Below are 19,364 nucleotides of genomic sequence, written 5' to 3'. Positions count from 1 at the left end.
CGAACGCCGAATCGATTCGGGCGACCACCCTCGCCGCGTCGAGCGACGTGCCACCCAGTTCGAAGAAGTTGTCGTCGACACCGACCCCACCGATATCGAGAACCTGCGCGATCACCCTCGACACCGTCTCCTCGGCCGGAGTGGCCGGGGCACGGTAGACGGGCGAGTGCCGCAGTTCCTCGGGAACGGGTAGGGCATCGAGGTCGATGTCCCCGCTCTCCGTGACGGGCAGCCGATCGAGGACGACGACCGCGCCCGGAACCCAGGGCGGAGGCAGGATCATGGCGGCGTGGGCGCGGACTTCGGAGATGGTCGGCGCGGCTCCGTCGGCCGGCACGACATACGACACGAGCGCGGGCCTTCCGGAGCGCGGGGTGTGGTCGACGGTGACCGCGTTCGCAACGTGCGGATGCGCGGTGAGGACGGCGTCGATGTCACCGAGCGGGATACGGTATCCGCGCAGTGCGGCCTGGAAGTCGCGGCGCCAGAGGATGTTCAGGTTTCCGGTCGGCGTGAGGCGAGCGGTGTCGCCGGTGCGGAGCATGCGTTCGCCGGGGGGGCCGAAGGGACTCGCCACGAAGTGGGTGCTCGTCGCGGCGGCCCGGCCGTGGTAGCCACGAGCCAGTGCGGGTCCACCGATGTACAACTCGCCGACGACGCCCGGCGGGACAGGCTGAAGGCGGTCGTCGACAACCGCGAATCTTCGTCCCCGACCGGGCCGGTACTCCATCCGGTCGGCACCGGATTCCGGTGCACGATCCCTGGCAACGGCGAACCATACGGTCTCGACGGACGCGTACACGGCGACGGCTTCGGGAGCCACCACGACCGCGGCGTCGACGGGGTCGCCGGTGAGCAATACCGAGCGACGTTCGTCCGCCCCCGGCGCGGACTTTCTTGCGCGGGAGAGATGCTCGTACGCGGTCGGACTCTGGAAGAGCATGGTCACGCCGCGGCGGTGCAGCAGGTCGGCGAGGGCAGCCGGTGACGAGGCGGTGGTGTCGTCGACCACCTCGAGCCGGCCTCCGTGGAGGAATGCGCTCCACGGGGTCAAGACGGTGACGCCGGCCGCGAAGACCGGGACCATTGCCCAGATATCGTCGGTCGTGACGGCGTGCGCGGGACGTGCCAGTGCGGAGAGTACTGCACGGTGAGTCACCGACACCGGTTTCGGCGGCGCCGTCGATCCGCGCGTGAGCAGGACGTACGCGGCCGCGTCGGGGCCGGCGCCACCGTCGACGGCGGTCAGCGGGAGACCCGACCTGCCTGCGAGGGCGGCGACGGTGCCCGGCGCGTCGAGGACGAGGGTGCGCAGGTGACCGTGGGGAAGCCGTTCCGCCAGAGCGGACGTCGTCACGAGGATCGTGGCGTGGACGTCCGTGATCAGCCGGGAGAGTCGCGTGGGCGACGCCCATGCGGGATCGAGCGGGAGGCACACTCCTCCTGCCGCGAGCACGCCCAGTGTGACGGCGACGTAGTCCACGGAGCGGGGAATCGCCACGGCGACGAGGCGTTCCGGTGCCACTCCGTGCTCGACGAGGAGCCGGGCGATTCGGTTCACCCGTTCGGCGAGCTCCCCGTACGACAGCGTGTCACCCGCGAACGACAGCGCGACGGCGTCCGGTTGCCGTGCCGCCGTCCGCGCAAACTCCTCGGGCAGCGTCGTCTCGGGGTCCGGTTCGTCGGGGGCGGTCCACGAACGGAGGGCGACGTCGCGTTCCCCGTCGGAGAGGAGATCGATGTTCCCGACCACGGCGTCCGGCTCGGTGGTCACGATGCCCAGCACGCGGACGAGTCGGTCGGCAATTCCACGCACCGTCGTTTCGTCGAAGAGATCGGTGGCGTACACGATTCCGCCGTCGATTCCCTGCGGCGCCCCGTGGTCATCGACGCGTTCGCTGAGCCACACCTGCAGGTCGAACTTACAGATCTTCGGGTCGTAGGCGATGGCCGCGACGTGCAGACCGGGCAGGTCGAGCTCACGCGCCTCGTGTCCGGCCGGCAGGATGTGCTGGAACTCGAGGAGGACCTGGAACAACGGTGAACGACTGTCCGTGCGTTCGGGTTCGAGGGCGTCCACCAGTTTCTCGAACGGATAGTCGGCGTGTGCGAATGCGCCCAGGTCGACATCCCGTACGGTGCGTACGGTGTCCGCGAAGCCCGCCGCGGGATCGATGCGGGTGCGCAGCACGAGCGTGTTGACGAACATGCCCACCACGTCGTCGAGTGCGGGCTCGCCGCGGCCCGCGACCGGGGTGCCGATGCTCACATCGTCGGTGCCGGCGAGCCTGGCGAGCACGACGGCCAGCGCCGCGTGACAGGTCATGAAGAGTGTCGACGTGCAGGTTCGGGACAGTGCCCGCATGCCGGCGTGCAGCTCCGGAGGCAGATGGAATTCCACTCGGCCGCCGTGCAGGGACAGCCGCTGCGGGCGGGGACGGTCGGTCGGCAGCGCGAGAAGGGGCGGCAATCCACGGAGCGACTCACTCCAATAGTCGAGTTGCCGCGACGCGAGGCTGTCGGGATCGGTGGGCTGCCCCAGCAAGGCGTGTTGCCACAAGGCGTAGTCGACGTACTGCACGGCCGGCGGTTCCCAGGCCGGGGCGCGTCCGCCGACCCGGGCTCGATAGGCGGCGGAGAGGTCACGGGCGAGCGGACCGGCCGACGCACCGTCGGCCGCGATGTGATGGATCACCAGCGCCAGTACGTGGTCGGTGTCGCTCATCGTGAACAGAGACGCGCGCAGCGGCGGGTCGACGGTGACGTCGAACGGCGCGGCCGCGACCCGGGCGACGTGCTCGTGGAGGTCGGACGGACCGTCGACCTCCACGGTCTCGACCCGGGGCAGCGCCCGCTCGGCGGGCAGGATCACCTGATGTGGTCCGTCGTCCGAGGCCGGGTACACCGTGCGAAGCGACTCGTGCCGTTCGACGACGTCGCCGATCGCTGCGGCGAGGGCGACGACGTCGAGATGCCCGGTGAGCCGGACGATCAGCGGAATGTCGTAGGCGGGGGAGTGTGGGTCGTACTGGTTGACGAACCACATGCGTTCCTGGGCCGGGGAGAGCGCAATCCTGGCGGGACGCGGGAACCGGCGGAGTGGAGGTCGCCCGGAGCCGTCACCGCGTCGGCTGTCGACAACACCGGAGAGTGCGGCGACCGTCGGGTGCTCGAAGAGATCACGGACGTTCAGCGACGTTCCCAGGGCGGAGTTCAGCCGTGCCACCACCCGGGTCGCCGCCAGGGAACCTCCGCCGAGATCGACGTAGTCGTCGTCCACACCGACGCCCGTGACACCGAGCACGGTCTCGAACACCGACGCGACCGTGTCTTCCGTCGGCGTGCGCGGCGGGTGGCCGGTGCCGCTCCGCGGTTCGAACGTCGGCGCGGGGAGCGCGGCACGGTCCAGCTTGCCGCTCGGGGTACGCGGAATGACGTCGAGGGCGACGACCGCGGCGGGGAGCATGTGCGCGGGCAGCGTGCGCGCGAGCCGACGGCGCACTTCCCCGGCATCGACGTGCCACCCCTCGGCCGGGAGAACGTAGGCGATCACCGCGGCATCTCCCGTGTGCGGGTCGGTCTCGGCCGTCGCGACGGCGTACGTCACGTGGGGATCGGCACGCAGGACTGCCTCGATCTCCCCGAGCTCGATGCGGAAACCGCGGATCTTTACCTGGAAGTCGCTGCGCCCGACGTAGGCGAGGTGGACGGCGGCGGGTGTGTCGTCTTCGTGCCGGCCGTGCCATCGCACCAGATCACCGGTCCGGTACATCCGCGTCCCCGGTGAGCCGAAGGGCGCGGCCACGAAACGGACGGCATCGAGGCCGGCACGGTCTCGGTATCCGCGCGCGAGGCCTGGGCCGGCGAGGTACAGTTCGCCGACGGTGCCCGGCGGGACCGGGTGTAGCCGGTCGTCGAGCACGACGACTTCGAACCCGCACACCGGCGCACCGAGGGTGACCGGCTCATCCGGCACGAGCGGTGTGCTGAGGGTCGACATGATCGTCGCCTCGGTGGGCCCGTAGGCATTGAGGAGGCGGCGCCCCGTCGCCCATGTCGACGCGACTTCTGGCGGGCAGGCCTCGCCGGCGACGGTGAGATGCGACAGGGTCGGCACGCCAAGGGGATCGAGCGTGGCGAGGTGGTCGGCGTGAGTACGGCGTGGGTCACGCGATGCTCGGTGAGTACTCGCTCCAGTTCCGCGCCCCCGACCACTTCGGGAGGGACGATCACCACGCGCGCACCGGATCCGAAAGCCGCGAGCAGTTCGAACAGTGAGGCGTCGAAGCTCGGCGACGCGAACTGGGCCACCCGCCCGGTCGGCGGCACGTCGAGCCCTTCACTCTGTGCGGCAATCAGATTCGCGATCCCGCGGTGGGTCACGACCACCCCTTTGGGGACGCCGGTCGATCCCGAGGTGTAGATGAGATAGGCCGGATGGTCCGAGCGCAGCGGTCGGGGGCGGTCGGCGTCGCCGACCGGTGTCGCGATCCGGTCGGACAGGGTGCCCTCGACGTCGCGGTCGTCGAGGTCGATCCACTCGACTCCGCCGGGGAGGGCGTCCCGGTGGCGGCCGACCGTGACCCCGAGAGTCGCCCCGGAATCGGTGAGCAGGTGTGCGATGCGGGCCTCGGGGTATCCGGGATCGACGGGTAGGAAGGCGGCCCCCGACTTCGCGACCGCCCAGACAGCGCGGACGAAATCAGCGGATCTCGGGAGAGCGAGGGCGACCACGGTTTCCGGGCCGGAGCCCCGGGAGAGGAGCAGTCGGGCGAGCCGGGTGGAGTCGTCGTCCAGACGACGGTACGTGATGCCGGTACGGTCGGCACCGCCGGCAGCGTCGACGACGGCGATCGCGTCCGGGTCACGGTGTGCCGCGTCCGTCAGGAGGTCCGGCAGCGTGCGCGGCGGTACTCCCGGATCACCGCGCGCGGGCACGAGCCGGCGCCGTTCGGCGGAACTCAACAGGTCGAGATCAGCGACCGGGATGTCGGGGTGGGCCGTGACCTGGGCGAACACCCGGGTCAGACGGTCCGCGAATCCATGGATCGTCGACGGCTCGAAGAACTCCCGCGCGAAGGCCAGCCGGAGGTCGAGCCCGGCACGACCGGGGTGTTCGACGACGTGGACCCAGAGGTCGGCGCCCTCGTCGGACCGGCCATCCGGCTCGCGCGGGTGGTCGATGGTCTGCACGTCGAACCCGACCTGGAACAGGTGCCGGCCGCGGGAGGGTGCTGGAAATCCGAGTGCGGCGGCGACCTCGTCGAAGGGTGTGTCGGCGTGTGAGAATGCGCCGAGTTCGGTCGTACGCGCGCGCTCGACGAGGTCGGTGAACGATTCGGTGCCGTCGACCCGGATACGCAGAAGCAGAGGCCATCCGCCTGAGCCCGCGGGTGTCCCGAGGACGACGTCGCGGACCCCGCCGAGACGGGCGAGTAGTGCCCCGAGGGCCGCATGCGTGACGGTGTACGCGGCGACCGGGCAGTCCCGTCCGAGGGTCTCGATCCGGTGATGCAGGTCCGCGGTCACGTGCGCCTCGACGTGCTCGCGCCGGCCGTCGACGGTACCTACGCGGCGGGTGTGGTCGCGGGGAAGGGGCGTGTCGTGGGGAAGGTCGGTGAGCATCGTCCGCCAGTAGTCCAGATCTGCTGTGCGCCTGCGACTCCGCAAACCTTCGTGTGCGGTCTCCGCGTGCACCCCTGCCACGGGATCGCCGGGATCTGCCGCGAGGAACTCCTCGAGGAGGCCCACGAACGACCGATGGTGACGAGCCAGTTCGTCCCGGGTGTAGCGGTGGGGGTTCCCGCGGAACTCGACGACCATCCGCCCGGCAGCGGCGGTGCGGTACACATTGACCAGCAGATCCTCCACCGGCCCCGAGGTGACCACGTGAAAGTCTCCGGTGAGCGGTCCGAACTGGATCCGGGGGCGGAAGAGCATGACGTTGACCATCGGCCCGGACAGCGAGTCCGCCGCGTCGGCATCGCGCCGGATGTCCTCCAGGGTGAATCGCTGATGACGGAGAGCGCCCAGAATTTCGTGGTGTACCCGGCGGGTGAGAGTGGCGACCGTATCGTCGGGTGTGGTGGAGACCTGCAATGGAGCGAGTCCGACGAGCATCCCGCCCGATCGCTGCAGCAGCACCGTCGTGCGGCCCGACACCGGGAGTTCGACGAGCACGTCGTCCCGTCCGGTCATGCGGGCCAGATACACGCCGAAGGTGGCGATCACGACGGTCGCCGGCGGTACACCGATCCGTTCGCCGGAACTGTCCAGTCGCTCCGTCGCGGACGCAGACAAGGTGCCCGTCTCGAGGATGCTTTCCGCGACCGCGGGTGCCACCGTCGGCGACAGGCTCGAGTTCGAACGGCGGCCGGAGAGGTGCTCCCGCCAGTAGGCGCGATCGGACGAGTAGCGGTTCGACGACCGGTACGCCTCGTCGAGTCGGTGAAGGGTGCGCAGATCTGCGGCACCGGCAGGTTCCGGCGTCCGGGCCTCCACGTGGGCGGTGTACAGCGCGGCGATCCGGTTCACGAGCGTCATCGCCCCGTAACCGTCCAGCGCGACATGGTGAATTCTGCTGTACCACAAATAGTGATCGTCACCGACTCGTAACACCGTCGATGTCGCCAGCCGATCCCGTGCCGGGTCGAGTGGCGCGGTGTAATCCCGTGTCATCCACGTGTGGGCCGCCGCGACGGGGTCGGCCTCGGCCCCGAGGTCGACAAATCCGGTCGACAGGTCGATGGTCGGGTCGACGGTCTGGAACGGCTCCCCGTCGATCTCGAACACCCGTAGGAACGCCGACTGGAACTCGCGGCCCGCGGTCACCGACGCGTCGTCGAGGACGGCGAGGTCCAGGGCGCCGCGCACCTCGACGTACTGCGCAATGCACGTCGGGACGTCGGGAGCGAGGCGCTGGGTCAGCCAGATTCCGCGCTGCGCGCACGTCAGCGGGAAGGCGTCGGGACGACTGCGACCGGTTGTGTCGCGCCTGTTCGTCGTATCCACTTGTTCACACCTCCCGACGGCAATCACAGAAGATGGCCCCTGGGGTCGGACGTTTTCGGGTAGCTGATCTATATCGCGGCCGCGACCAGGTCCGTTACTACCAGTATGTGCTGTCACCTGCGGCGATGCCCCGTCCGCCGCGCTGTGTGCCGTCGTTCGGGGCTCGCCCGGCGCCCGCGATCGACCCGTGCGTAGGCGGTCACGGTCACGAAACGGTGACGACGGTCGCGAGTCGCAATCGACGAATTGGCATAGGCCCGTGCGAACTTGCGCGCGCTTCCTACAAATAAACCTTCTTGTCACGCGCGTTTACGGGCACGTAACCCACGCCATGGTTTCCTGGCATTATCTTCAGTTTCATCACATGGTGATCGACGTACCGATCGCGCAATCCCATCCCCAGGAGGACCCCAATGACCGTTGCCGATTCGAGCGCGATCGGACAGACCGTCGCACCGTTCCGCGTCACCGCAGATTTCTGGAAGTCTCTGCCGCAGATGCCGGTTGCGGAATACCCGGGCACCGAAGGCTTCATCGACGACGTGTACGCAAACCCGGACGGGTCCGAGATGTCGGCCGGCTACTTCGAACTCCGGCGCACCGACGATCCCCTTGACTACCTCTACGAGTACGACGAAATGAAGGTTGTGCTCGAGGGCGAGTTCGTTCTCGAGAATCTCGACACCGGACAGAAGGAAGTCGCCACGGCGAAGGACGCGATCTTCTTCCCGAAGGGATCGCGGATCCGATTCAGTACCACTGAGGGTGCGTTGGCGTTCTACGTCGGTCACCGCTCCTTCGCACCGTGATCGCTGACCGTCTATCACCACTACTCCCGCCGTCACCATGCCTATCGTGGCTGTCGAGCAGATTCGGAGGACCGCACGTGACCGAAGTAGTCGAGGCCGCGACAACCAGCGCCGGAGTAGGGAGCGACCTTTCCGTCGTCGTTGCCGACACCACGATCCTGTGTGAGGACATCTGTCAGGTCGTCCTGGCGCCAGTCGGAGGCGGAGCGTTGCCGTCCTTCACCCCGGGCAGTCACATCGCGGTCACCTGGAAGCCGGGGACACGCAATTCCTACTCTCTGACCGGCCCGGCGATCGAACCGGACCACTACTCGATCTCTGTTCGACTGGACCGGGCCGGCGCCGGCGGGTCGCGGTGGGTGCACAACCTCGCCGTCGGCGACCAGGTGACCGCGTCCCGTCCGCGCAGTGCGTTCGCTCCGGTTCCGAACGCACGCCACCACGTCCTCGTCGCCGGCGGCATCGGGGTCACCCCCATCCTGTCGCACGTGCGTGCGGCGGTGCAGTGGCGTCGCTCGTTCGAGGTGATCTATTCCTTCCGCTCCGGCTTCGGCGCACACGTCGACGACCTGGTGGAACTGTGCGGGGACCGGTTGACGATGGTGGAAACCCCGGAACAATTCTGGGACCACGTGACACCAACTTTGACCCGCCGGCCGATCGGCACCCACCTCTACACCTGCGGACCGATGCCAATGATCGACGCCGTCACCGAAGCTGCGCTCGCCCAGGGCTGGCCGCTCCAGCGTGTGCACTCGGAGCCGTTCTCCTCCGGCATCTCCGCCGGGGGTGAACCCTTCACTGCGACGCTGGGCCGCTCCGGTGCCGCCGTGACGGTCGGACCCGACACCAGCTTGCTCGACGCGCTGCTGGACAGCGGCTTCGACGTGCCGAATCTGTGCCGGCAGGGCGTGTGCGGGGAATGCAAGCTCCCGGTGCGCGGCGGTCAGATCGAGCACCGCGACCTCTATCTCACCGATGAGGAGAAGTCCATCGGTGACGTGATGATGCCGTGTGTTTCCCGGGCCGTTGGCGCGGATCTGGAGCTGGACCTATGACCTCCGCAGCATCAGACACCAGAGGGAATGTCATGACAAGCATCGACGACTCCGACGACGCCACCGCGCAGGTCGGCATTACCGCGGCCAGCATGGACCTATCCGGCCGGCAGTACCTCCTGATCGCGATCGGCGATGCCCCCAGCACCACCGCCAAGGTCGACAAGTGGGCGCGGGATCTCGCCTCCGCCCACCGGGCGGTGGCGTTGTACAGCCTGCCCGACGGTGCGGGTGTCCAGGACCTGATCGACGCCAGCACAGTCGGGGTCCGCATCATGATTTCCGGGGCGGAGTCCGAGGTGATGAGGGCCGTTGCGGTAGCGCGCGCCGCAGGAATTCTGCCGTGCGAATTGTTCATCCACATCTCACACGTGGACGTGATCAACGTCTTCTGCCCGCACTGCGATACCGCCACCCGGGCCCTCGCGCGCCCAGACCACACCATCGAGTGCTCGGGCTGCGCCCGCGACCTCCTCGTGCGCCCGCACACCTCCTCGCATCGTGCGATGTATCTGGCATCGGTTGCCTGACGACCGACTGGAGATCACCTCTGCACTTCCATTCCGTCCCGACTCTGGAGCGAAGTACCGTGACCGAACTGCTCACAAGCGACCTGACCTGTTTGCCCTGGCCTTTCCCGGCAGGGGACGAAACCTTCCGCTACGCGGTCAATGTCGAGCCCGCACCCCGATATACCCCCACCCTCGCCGGGGGTTGGGGCCGACACGTCGTCGACCTCGGGCTCGAATACGTGCCGATGATGCAGCTCAAACGGGAGATCCTGGCGAAAGACCCAGGGCGAGTGCAGATTTTGCCGCACATGATCCCTGCGTGTTGGGACGTCATGCTCTACCTCATGCGGCAGATGGCCGACTCCTACCCGGAGACCATGCAGCTGGCCGGCCAGGGCAACCGCTACCACTGGCGCAACACATTGCTCGACATCGACCAACACTTCGAAATGGGTGATCTGGCCACGCTGCCCGAGGACCCGCTGACCTTCATCGGCTGCCAGGTGCCTGACGACATCCTCCTGCTCACCGAGCGCCACGACCAACTCTGGTTCGACGCGGCCATCGTCACCTTCGCAGCCGACTGGTCGATCAAGTTCGACGTCGGGATGAACTTCAACGAAATTCACCGCCCCGTACCCGGGCTGACCAGCGGCGGCATCACCAGCCGTGCGCAGCAGTTCATGCGTCATCTCACCACCGACCGCATCTTCCGCCGAGCCAACTGGACCTTCTCCGCCGTCGGCTCACCGCACCGCGACACCAGCCTCGAAACCCGGCCCGAATGGGAAGACGACATTCCGAATCTCATCGCCGACGGAGACTACGGACGCGTGCAACTGCGCATCGAACTCGAACACCTCATCCGCCTGCCCCTCACCGGAGCACTCGTCTTCAACATCCACACCTACATGGCGCCACTGTCGGACATCGCCACCATCCCCGCGTGGGCCGAGCAACTCGCCGACATCGTCACCGAACTTCCCGCCGACATCGCCGCTTATAAGGGAATCGACAGTTACCGCCACCACGCCGCCCGCTGGCTGCGGACACAGTCGTCGGCTCCCGCCTCCACCTGAGACGACCGAGGTCTCAGGAACACCGCGTCCGTCGATTCGACACCGTCTGCCAGTGATCCCCGATATCGCAGCCGAGTTCGACGCCGTAAGTCGCGGCTCGGCGCCCTCAGCTGAGGGTTGGGCCCTTGGTCGCTGACAGGGCGTCGAGAAAGGCGCTCGGGACCGGCGTCCACTCCGGCCGCCACAGCCCGTGCAGTTGATCGTCGCGGAGGCCGCGCAGGGTCGACACGACATACGGTCCTCCATCGAGGAGGTACCGGATCATGTCGCGATCCGCGCACTGCGCCGCGATCGACGCCAGCACCTGTTTCGCTTCGTCGTTTCGGCCAGCGGCCGCGAGGCAGCTGACGAGCAGTCGATTGGCATGCAGTAGTGCCCGGTGCCGTCCGCGGCCTTCGATCCTGTGTACCCATTCCCCGGCCCAGGTGCAGGCGGCCGCGGTCGTCTCCGCCGACCGTTGACCGAGGAGAAGGGTGATGGCGGTGGCGTCCTCGAGTTGCGCAGTGATCTCGTCCAATCCGTCGATCGGGTGACGCCGCTGGGAGGACTCGACGGCGCGACCCGGTTCGAGGGGGAGGCCCAGCATGACCCGTTCATAGTCGATCCTCGCCCGAAATCGGGGCAGCGACCGGGATTCGGCGGCCTCGGCGCCCTCGTCCAGTCGTCTTTTCGCCCCGTCGCGGTCTCCGCTCAGCGCCATGATGTGGGCTCCGACGACGCAGGGGGCGAGCATGAAATCCACGCAGACGTCGAATCCGAGTTCGCGGCTCTCGTTCAAAAGCCGTTCGGCCGCGCCGATGTCACCGCGTTCGTAGAGAAGTTCGCCGAGCAGCGCGCCGGCGAGACGTGCAGCGTGTGAGTGACGTCCCCCGGACTTCACCGCGAGCCGCATCGCCTTCCGGAATTGGTATTCGGCCGCAACGACATCGAGCTGTTCGTTGGCGGCGATGCCGTAGTAGCAGTACCCCCACGCCCCGCTGTACGGTCCGCTCGTTCGCTCGTGGTACGTCGATGCCCAGTCCTGCATGCGGCGTGCCGCGTCGAAGTCGAACCGGTAGACCTCGGCGAAGGTTGCGATGTCGGCCGCGGCGGAGACGACCCACGGGGGCAGGGTCTCCGGTCGCGAGAGGCATTCCGCCATCAGCTCGTCGACGCCGGTGATCCGGTCCGAGAATATTGTGATGTCACCCTGAACGACGTCGGCCTCGACCCGCAGATCGGCAACCTCGGCCCCGATGGTCGCGTCCCGTTCGATGAGGGAATAGGCGCGGTCCAGTGCCGCCTGTGCGGGCCTGACACGCTGGAGTTCACAGTGGGCCCACGCCAGCGTGAGCTGGAGACGGGCGCTGGAGGCGACGAGCCTCGGTGGAAGTTTCGCCACCAGACCGAGCAGAGTGGACATCTTCGCGTGTTCGAGCAGAACCATTCCGTCATGCTCGACCATGTCGACTGCCCGCTTCTCATCTCCCGCAGCCAGAGCGTGATTGACGGCCTCACTGAGCAATTGGCGATCGGCGAACCATCGCGATGCCACGGCATGGAGCTCGCCGACCCGCTCGGGACGATCACGCGCGAGTCTTCTGCGCAGGTATTCGGCGAAGAGGTGGTGGTACCGGAACCAGTCGCCGTCGTCGTCGATGCGGCGCAGGAACAGATCTCGGCTCTCGACGTCTTCGAGCATCGCCTGCCCACGCTCGACGCCTGCGAGTGCCGACGCGAGGCTGCCGCAGATGCGTCCGGTGATCGAGGTGGCTATGAGGAATTCGAGCAGCCTCGGTTCGAGGGTCTCGAGCACGTTTTCGGCGAGGAATTCACCGATGGCGTGATGGCGCCCCGACAGATGACTGATCAGCTGCGTGGGGTCATCGCATTCGCGTAGCGACAAGGACGCGAGTTGCAGGGCGGCAACCCATCCGTCTGTCGACTTCGTCAGTGCATCGACATCGCCTCGGTTGAGCGCGAGCCCTCCGAGATCGCCGAGAAATGACGTCGACTCCGCGACATCGAAGCGCAACGCAGCCGAATCGATTTCGACGAGCTCGTCGCACACTCTCATCCGGCTCAGGGGCAGGCCGGTGCGGGTGCGGCTGGTGACGATGATCGGCAAGTGGTGGCAGCCGTGGTCGAGAAGGAACTCCATCGCCGCGATAGTCTCGGCACTTGTGACCCGGTGCCAGTCGTCGATGACCACGGCCACACGCTGCCCGCCGTCGTGGACCTCGTTGATCAGGCTGATCATGACGTACTGTGCGGCCGCATCGCCGCGTTGCTCGAGCGCTTCACCGAGACCATCCCCCAGGGCAGGCCTGATCTTCCGGATCGCCTCGACCAGGTGAGCGAGAAACCACACGACGTTGTCGTCGTCGAGATCGACGCCGAGCCATGCCACCGCCACGCCTTCCTCGGTGAGGACGTCCCGCCACTGGGCGGCGAGCGTGCTCTTGCCGAATCCCGCCGGAGCATGAATCACCGTCAGCCGTCGCGACCGTCCCGCCCGTAGGAGGTCGAGGAACTTGGTTGCCGGAGTGGGCGGCGGGATCGTCGTCGGTGTGCGTCGACGAGCGCGACTGCTCAGCGGGCGGGAGCTCCCCGACACGACGCCAAGCGTCCCACCGAGTGGATTCTGTCCGCCCTCGTACAGTTCGACCGGAAGCGCCAGGTGATCGACGGACAGGCCAAGTCGACGCTGGCACTCCCGCAGTTCGTACCCGAACTCGGCGGCGGTCGTCGGGCGCATCCGCGGGTCTCCCGACATGGCGCGTTCGACGATGTCGCACACGTCCTGCGGAATACCTTCCCGCCCGAAGTCAGAGATGGGTTCGGTGGTGATCCGCTGGAATTGGGCGACAACCCCCTCACCGCTGCGCCGCTCGAACGCGGCGTGGCCGGTGATCGCGCAGAACAGTGTCGCGGCGAGGCCGTATACGTCCGAGCTCGGAGTTGGCGGCCCACCCGCGAGGACCTCGGGGGCGGTGGAGGCCGGCGACCCGAGGACGGACCTGGTGGCGGTCTCGAAGCCGCCGGCGATGCGGGCGATGCCGAAATCGGTGAGCTGGGGTTCCCTGTACTCGGTGAACAAGATGTTCGCGGGCTTGACGTCGCGATGGACGATGCCGAGACGGTGCGCGGTTTCGAGGGCGCCCGCCAGTTTGATGCCGAGTCGCAACGCCTCGGGCCACTCGATCGGTCCCATTCGGCGAATGCGGGCGTCGAGCGAGTCGCACGCGTGATACTGCATCACGATGTAATGGCGACCCGACGAAGTGGCGCCGACCCGGTGGATGTTGACGATGTGAGGGTGCCCGGACAGCTGACCCATCGCGCGTTGCTCACGCAGAAACCGTTCGAGGTTGTCGCTGTCGAGGTCCTCGGTGAGCACTTTCACCGCGACGGTGCGGTCCAGGGATGGTTGACGGCAGCGGTAGACGATGCCGAACCCGCCACGCCCGATTTCCCGGGCGTCCTCGAATCCGGCCGCGGCCAGCTCCGTGGTGATCGCGGGACGGGGAGCGCGCTGAGTGGTCGGTGGATCGAACTCGGCCATCGGCGGCCGCCTCACTCCCAGACATCGGCATCACCAGACGTCGGTCCCTCGCAGGCACCGCTCGACGTGGGTATTTCTTCAGGATAGTCCCCGAGCCCAACGGTCAGTCGTCGGATTCGGCCTCGCCGTGACGCGTACCCAGACCGGGTCGGCGCACTCCACCGCACCACCGACAGCGACTCGGGCGGTCTGCGGCTGAGCGCGTACCCATCGGAGAGCGTTGTAGCCGCCGGTGGCTACGCCCGAAGTATGCGGGCGATGTCTTCGCGGGCGGTGTGTGCTTGGCGGATCAGGGGGAAGAGGGCGTAGTCGTGCTGCATCCCGATTTCCTCGGTGTAATCGACGGTAGCGCCGGCATCGCGTGCTCGCTGAGTGAGGGCGCGGGAGTCGGTGACGAGGATGTCGTGGGTACCGGTGTAGACGCTCATGGGCGCGAGGCCGGTGAGGTCGCCGAAGAGGGGGCTGACGCGCCAGTCGGTAACCTCGAGGTCGCCGGCGTAGCGTCGGCCGGCTTCTTTCAGTCCTCCGCGCGCGAGGAGGATGTCGCGCTTCTCGATGGTGGCTTGGGCGGGGTCGCTCATGGTGACGTCCAGCCAGGGGGAGAGAAGGATCAGCCGCGATGGCTGTGGTGCGCCCCTACGTTTGAGTTCCTGTGCCGCGGCGAGCGCGATTCCGCCTCCGGCGGAATCGCCGACCACCGCAACGTTGCCGGCGCCTTGGGTCGAGATTGCCGATTCGACGATGTCGGCGGCATCGGCGACGGTGCGGGCGGCGGTCCGGTGCGGGGCGAGGGGGTAGATCGGCAGCAGGAGCCGGACCGATGCCGCAACGGTGATGGTGCGCGCGAACAGCCAGTGGAAGGACACTATTTCGCGGACATAGGCACCGCCGTGGAAGTCGATCACAGTCTTTCCGTATCGCCCGCTGTCCGGTTCGATGGTGAAGACGGGAAACCCGCGAGTGCGGTCGGCAGAGAGCCGCACCCCAGGCAGGAGTGGAGATGGTGGTGGGTTGAACGATGCCGGCCGCAACGATGTCGCGTGGACGTCGCGGCGTGTGTCCTCGGCGGTGCGGAGTTTGGTGCGGCCCATCAGTATCCGTACTCCCGTGTGGACGATTGCGGGGCGGATGTCGGGAATGTTCACGCCACTCATTGTGACTGCGTTTGACGGATTCGGAGTCACGAAACACGAGGGTGATCCGAGTCGGCGGCCGTTGACCTACGACGAGATCCAGGCCCTGTTCGACGCGGCCGATGCACGGATCGAGCAGATCCGTGCGCACCACCGCAACGGTGCGACCGCGGCAATGGGGACGCCGCTCTTCTCAAATCGGTGTACGCGTTCGGGATTCGCCGCCGCGAAGCCTGGGGGCTGGTCGACATGGTCACTTCGGATTCTTCATCGCCGCGCATCGATCGAGGAGCCAAGATCATCGATCGGCTATGCCCCGCGAACGTTGACAATGCCTGCGCCGACGGCGGAAAGTTGAGCAGAGAACTCGTGACCCGATCTGTCAACGTCGGTGAGTAGGTGAGAAGTGTGAGCGCAACCGACCCCCCACCGCTGGTCGTCGTGCCGCCGGGGACCGGGCAGACCGGTGACCTGGGCCCGATCGGGGTCGAGTTCAAGCTCTGGGGCCGTGACACCGGTGGGGTGTTGTCGGTCGTCGAGCACCCGTTCCCGGTCGGTGCGCTGGTGCCGCCGCATCTGCATACGCGGGAGGACGAATTCTCGATAGTTACTCAGGGTGTGATCGGATTCCGCTCCGGCGACCGGGAGGCCGTTCTCGAATCCGGCGGATACATCACAAAGCCCCGGGGTGAGATGCACGCCATGTGGAACGCCGGCACCGTCCCGGCGCGCATGATCGAGATCATCAGTCCGGCCGGCTTCGAACATTGCTTCCTGGAAATGTCCGAACTGATCGCCGCCGGTAGACCGGATGCCACCCAGATCGCCGCACTTGCCGAGCGCTACGGTCTGCAATTCGGCGAACCCGACTGGTTGCCCGACGTGATCGCCAGATACGCCCTGACGCCGCCGTGAGCTCCGTCACATCGGCTGCCACGGCTCGCGCGATCAGTCCGACGATTCAGCTCAGGTCGAGTTCGGGTGCGGTGGCCAGGTATTCGATCTGCTCCAACGTCACCGGCACGGTGTACTCCCCGACGGGGGTGGTGCTGATGATGACCTGTTGGGTGGAGGGGAGGGTGATCGAGAAGTAGGCGCTGCCACCGTTGGCGGGGTAGTCCGCGCGGGTGACGGTGGATCCGTCCGGCGACGTGGTGGTGATGCGATCCGGATTGATCTCGTTCAGGTTACTCATCCTGCGGTGACGGCGCGGACCGGCCACTGACGACGGCGATATCCAGACGCCCAGCGGCCCCGGTGGGGGATACCACGGTGATTACCTCGCAGACGTTGTCCTTGCCGAAGTCGGTCAACCGGAGTGATCCGATCGGCCGATCCAGGGTGAGGTCACTGTTGCCCGGCATGGTCGCCCACCGGGCTTCGAGCGCCCGGTCGAGCCGGGTCACCCTCTCCCGGGTCAGTTCCGGCCCGTTCCCATCGGTGTCAGCCCCAGAGGATGGCATCAGCGGCACGGCCGGGATGACCGGCGCCGACGCCGCCAGGGCCGGGGTGGTGGCGATCTCAGTCAACTCATCGAGGGTCAACGGGATGTGTCCACTGTGCGGGGTGCCTGCCCTCGGGTCGGTGTTGTCGGCGTCGCTGGCCGTGGCCACGACCCGGGTGCCGTCGGGAAGGTACGCGACGACAGTGCGTTCGAGGATGCGGGCGCCGTTGATCTCGTACCAGGTGTCCAGTAAGTCGAGCACCGTACCGTCCGGGCGAGTGTTCCGTCGATCCACCGCCCCTGCCACGCACGGCAGGACGGGACGGTCCCAGGCTCGGACATCGACCGTCAACGAGCCGACGTGCCCGTCTCGGACCACCGAGCCGCGGGCGTTGGTCGACCCGCTGAACAGCTCCGCATCCCCCTCCTGCGGGAAGTCGGAGGGGTCGTAGTCGGCGATCGGCTCGAACTGCAGGGACTGGCTCGGACTGGCGAAGACCAACTCCACTGCGTTCGGCAGCGCATCGACGGCGGCCTGTGTCATCGCCGCCGCCTTGGCCCCCGAGAACCACGGATACCTCGGATTGTCGTACTCGCCCGACCCGACGGTGGCGAAGTTGACGCGTTCAGGGTCCGAGGGCGGTTCGACCACATCGCACCCTGGTATCTGCGCCGGGTACTGCGCGGGTTCGAGAACGTAGGAGTACTCGCCGTCGGCGATCGGCTCGCCGGTCCCAGGGTCGTTCAGCAGTCCGGCCACCACGGTTCCGGCCGCGATGGTCGAGAGGATGACGACAACGTCGAACAATGTGCTGTCGCGCCATCTCCGGGCCCCGTCCTCGACCACAAGCGCCCCCTCATCGAGTCGAGATTCACGGTAACCCACGCAGCCCGTGTCCTGGTTCGAACCGCGAGCAAGCCGCAATCCGACGATCTTTGCGTACTGAGAAGACCGGGCACGCCAGTATCCGTTGCTGACTATGCTGGGTGTATGGAGCGCTACGTGCGCAAGGAGCCAATCCCGTACGAGTCCGCTACAGCGCCGGTCCGTTCGGGAAACCGCTTCTCGAGGATGCTCCGTGGGCTGGGAATCGCCCTGCGGGGATTGATGCATGATCGGAAACCGAGCCCGTACTCGTCACTCTCGCCTCGACGCATGGATGGCACGCATACCGACATCTTTCCCTTCAACAGCAGCGGCGGCGGAGCAGGCGGCGGCGGGGCGTAAAGTCCCACCGGTAATTCGGATCTCGACCGGCGGTCGTCGCTGTCGGCCCTCTTTCAGCGACCCGCCCTTTTGGCGGATCACTCACCGGATGTAACGCACCTCGGTGGTGGCCTGCGGGGTGCCGCCGCGATTGGGATCATCCGGTTCGTGATCGGTCGAGCAGGTCGGCGACATCGAGTGGTACCGGCTCCGTCATGGTCGGATCGGGGATGTCATGCAGCCCCCTGGCGGTGGCGGTGACCCCTACAGTGCCTACGCCATCGATGGTGACGTCCGGCTGGGGGCTGCGGATCGGTGTGCTGGAGATCGGCTCCCGGGTCGAGTCGTCGAGACGAGTGAACAGCCAGTATCGGCGCTCGGCGGTGTACATGTGTGGCCCGGTGAGCGGCCGCCACCGTCAGTCCCGCTGCCGCGGGTTTGAACGACTACCGCACATTTCGAATATTGCTTCCCACCAGCAGATTCCGTCGATCGAGCCGGACCGCGCCGACTGGGAGCAGCGCTGCGCCGACGCCGTGGAGGAAGAGCGCACCAAGGCGTGCACCAGGGTGGCGGCTCTGCCAGGGGCCTGGGGTGCATTACTCGCATGAGGGCAGTTCGGTACACCTGTTGACCGCCATCGCCGAGGTGAACGACGCTCTGATGATCATCGTCGGCACCTCATGCGGCGGGGTCATGTCGGGAAACTGTGAATCCGATCGGTGCTTGGGGATCGCGATGCCGAGAGGGGGTGTTCACCTATGGCGAGCAATGATGCGGGCCTGGGCAACTCCACGAACTGACTGACCGGTAATCACACGTAAGAGAGCCTTCGAATCACACCTGATTCCGTTTGCTGCGTGCACGCGCACTACCGGCGAACGGTGGTGATCGCTGCAGATCGCCCTGGTGGGCGCGGAGCGTCACGAGTCGCGCTTCCATGCGGGGTTCTCAATTCGACTGGCAGTGAACCGGATGCGACAACGCTCCCAGCGGGGAGTGCGTCACCAAGTCCGGCTGCCGGACCTGCGCGCGTAGTCCGGCGGCGGCGAAACTCTTTGGTTCGTCCGCGATGCTCATGCACCTGAGTGTGTCCCATCGAGGTGCGGCCGGGATATGGTGTGAGCTGCGATTTTTGCGTATCGACGGTTCCTCGACAGCCGATGTCACGGGCCTGTCAGTGCTGCCAGTCGACTGGCTCGGAGGAGAACGTGTACTGGTCCGAGTGGTTGTCGATCGGAATGACGTCGGTTTCGCCGTCCTGGTAGATGACCAGCCAGCAGTCGCGGTTGTCCACCGGTACGGGCATCACGATCTGGGCCCATTGGCCGGTTCGGTAGCCGTGCTTGTTGCTTCGACGGACGAACTGTCCGATGCGATTTCGGGTCAGGATGGCAGTCATAGTGTCTCCTCGATGCTGGGTGTGACGACGCGGGAGTGGCCGTGCCGTGTGTCGACGCACCTCGTTCGGCGGCGACGGAAACAGTGGGATGTCGCACCGGCATCGGGTAGGCATCGATGCCGGTGCGACGAGTCAGTGGTGGTCTTCTTCGCCGATTCTGTGGAC

13 protein-coding genes and 2 pseudogenes are annotated in these 19,364 nt (G+C 67.0%); 6 read left to right on the top strand and 9 right to left on the bottom strand.

The genetic code is table 11. The annotated features are described in order from the left end of the window. On the bottom strand, nt 1-4,117 hold a 4,117-nt coding region (locus tag AZG88_RS55110; protein ID WP_269455061.1), incomplete at its 3' end, for a condensation domain-containing protein. An 83-nt stretch (nt 4,118-4,200) separates the two neighbouring features. Further along, nucleotides 4,201-7,011, bottom strand: a pseudogene (locus AZG88_RS55105) (condensation domain-containing protein); the annotation flags it as partial. 413 nt (nt 7,012-7,424) lie between these two features. Here AZG88_RS55105 and AZG88_RS24235 point away from each other — a divergent pair. The 4 genes from AZG88_RS24235 to AZG88_RS24220 all read left to right on the top strand — a co-directional run bounded on the left by AZG88_RS24235 (nt 7,425) and on the right by AZG88_RS24220 (nt 10,469). After that, nucleotides 7,425-7,820, top strand: coding sequence for a cupin domain-containing protein (locus tag AZG88_RS24235; RefSeq protein ID WP_005241188.1), 396 nt, complete (start codon nt 7,425-7,427; stop codon nt 7,818-7,820). A 77-nt stretch (nt 7,821-7,897) separates the two neighbouring features. Continuing rightward, nucleotides 7,898-8,878 (top strand): PDR/VanB family oxidoreductase, encoded by a 981-nt coding sequence (locus AZG88_RS24230; RefSeq protein WP_061699468.1) that lies wholly within the window; start codon nt 7,898-7,900, stop codon nt 8,876-8,878. Between the two features lie 32 nt (nt 8,879-8,910). After that, nucleotides 8,911-9,408, top strand: a complete 498-nt coding sequence (locus AZG88_RS24225) for a dimethylamine monooxygenase subunit DmmA family protein (RefSeq protein ID WP_061699467.1) — start codon at nt 8,911-8,913, stop codon at nt 9,406-9,408. Nucleotides 9,409-9,467: 59 nt separating this feature from the next. Beyond that, entirely contained in the window at nt 9,468-10,469 is a 1,002-nt protein-coding gene (locus AZG88_RS24220; RefSeq protein ID WP_025432450.1) for a heme-dependent oxidative N-demethylase family protein, read from the top strand. A 106-nt stretch (nt 10,470-10,575) separates the two neighbouring features. Here the strand turns inward: AZG88_RS24220 and AZG88_RS24215 are convergent, their stop codons facing one another. Together AZG88_RS24215 and AZG88_RS24210 are read right to left on the bottom strand one after the other, a co-directional pair. Beyond that, nucleotides 10,576-14,013: a serine/threonine-protein kinase gene (locus AZG88_RS24215; protein ID WP_061699466.1), complete on the bottom strand. Its 3,438-nt coding sequence runs from the start codon at nt 14,011-14,013 to the stop codon at nt 10,576-10,578. Between the two features lie 236 nt (nt 14,014-14,249). Further along, entirely contained in the window at nt 14,250-15,167 is a 918-nt protein-coding gene (locus AZG88_RS24210; protein WP_231914168.1) for an alpha/beta hydrolase fold domain-containing protein, read from the bottom strand. A 25-nt stretch (nt 15,168-15,192) separates the two neighbouring features. Between AZG88_RS24210 and AZG88_RS54065 the strand changes: the two are divergent. Then, a pseudogene (locus AZG88_RS54065) lies at nt 15,193-15,389 on the top strand (tyrosine-type recombinase/integrase); the annotation flags it as partial. A 165-nt stretch (nt 15,390-15,554) separates the two neighbouring features. Continuing rightward, on the top strand, nt 15,555-16,061 hold the full coding sequence (locus tag AZG88_RS24200; RefSeq protein WP_005241207.1) for a cupin domain-containing protein: 507 nt from the start codon (nt 15,555-15,557) through the stop codon (nt 16,059-16,061). A 46-nt stretch (nt 16,062-16,107) separates the two neighbouring features. Here the strand turns inward: AZG88_RS24200 and AZG88_RS54060 are convergent, their stop codons facing one another. The 5 genes from AZG88_RS54060 to AZG88_RS24185 all read right to left on the bottom strand — a co-directional run bounded on the left by AZG88_RS54060 (nt 16,108) and on the right by AZG88_RS24185 (nt 19,199). Continuing rightward, nucleotides 16,108-16,341 carry a hypothetical protein gene (locus tag AZG88_RS54060; protein WP_025432453.1) on the bottom strand — a complete coding sequence of 78 codons (234 nt, stop codon included), beginning with the start codon at nt 16,339-16,341 and terminating at the stop codon, nt 16,108-16,110. Continuing rightward, nucleotides 16,334-17,437 carry a hypothetical protein gene (locus tag AZG88_RS24195; RefSeq protein WP_063886876.1) on the bottom strand — a complete coding sequence of 368 codons (1,104 nt, stop codon included), beginning with the start codon at nt 17,435-17,437 and terminating at the stop codon, nt 16,334-16,336. Before AZG88_RS24195 ends, AZG88_RS54060 begins: the two co-directional genes overlap by 8 nt. Nucleotides 17,438-17,954: 517 nt before the next feature. Continuing rightward, a complete protein-coding gene (locus tag AZG88_RS24190; RefSeq protein WP_025432454.1) occupies nt 17,955-18,188 on the bottom strand; it encodes a hypothetical protein in 234 nt (77 codons plus the stop codon). A 560-nt stretch (nt 18,189-18,748) separates the two neighbouring features. Beyond that, nucleotides 18,749-18,877 carry a hypothetical protein gene (locus tag AZG88_RS55100; RefSeq protein WP_269455060.1) on the bottom strand — a complete coding sequence of 43 codons (129 nt, stop codon included), beginning with the start codon at nt 18,875-18,877 and terminating at the stop codon, nt 18,749-18,751. Between the two features lie 97 nt (nt 18,878-18,974). After that, on the bottom strand, nt 18,975-19,199 hold the full coding sequence (locus tag AZG88_RS24185) for a hypothetical protein (RefSeq protein ID WP_005241215.1): 225 nt from the start codon (nt 19,197-19,199) through the stop codon (nt 18,975-18,977). Between the last annotated feature and the right edge of the window lie 165 nt (nt 19,200-19,364).

The organism is Rhodococcus sp. LB1 (assembly GCF_001583455.1).
GTDB classification, from domain to species: Bacteria; Actinomycetota; Actinomycetes; order Mycobacteriales; family Mycobacteriaceae; genus Rhodococcus_F; species Rhodococcus_F opacus.
This window is presented reverse-complemented; position numbering and strand designations above follow the sequence as displayed.

Excerpts from the sequence above, each read along its gene's own strand:
- AZG88_RS24235 (WP_005241188.1), top strand. The coding sequence starts at position 7,425 with ATGACCGTTGCCGATTCGAGCGCGATCGGACAGACCGTCGCACCGTTC.
- AZG88_RS24225 (WP_061699467.1), top strand. The coding sequence starts at position 8,911 with ATGACAAGCATCGACGACTCCGACGACGCCACCGCGCAGGTCGGCATT.
- AZG88_RS24215 (WP_061699466.1), bottom strand. The coding sequence starts at position 14,013 with ATGGCCGAGTTCGATCCACCGACCACTCAGCGCGCTCCCCGTCCCGCG.
- AZG88_RS24210 (WP_231914168.1), bottom strand. The coding sequence starts at position 15,167 with ATGAGTGGCGTGAACATTCCCGACATCCGCCCCGCAATCGTCCACACG.
- AZG88_RS54060 (WP_025432453.1), bottom strand. The coding sequence starts at position 16,341 with ATGAGTAACCTGAACGAGATCAATCCGGATCGCATCACCACCACGTCG.
- AZG88_RS24190 (WP_025432454.1), bottom strand. The coding sequence starts at position 18,188 with ATGTACACCGCCGAGCGCCGATACTGGCTGTTCACTCGTCTCGACGAC.
- AZG88_RS55100 (WP_269455060.1), bottom strand. The coding sequence starts at position 18,877 with ATGAGCATCGCGGACGAACCAAAGAGTTTCGCCGCCGCCGGACTACGC.
- AZG88_RS24185 (WP_005241215.1), bottom strand. The coding sequence starts at position 19,199 with ATGACTGCCATCCTGACCCGAAATCGCATCGGACAGTTCGTCCGTCGA.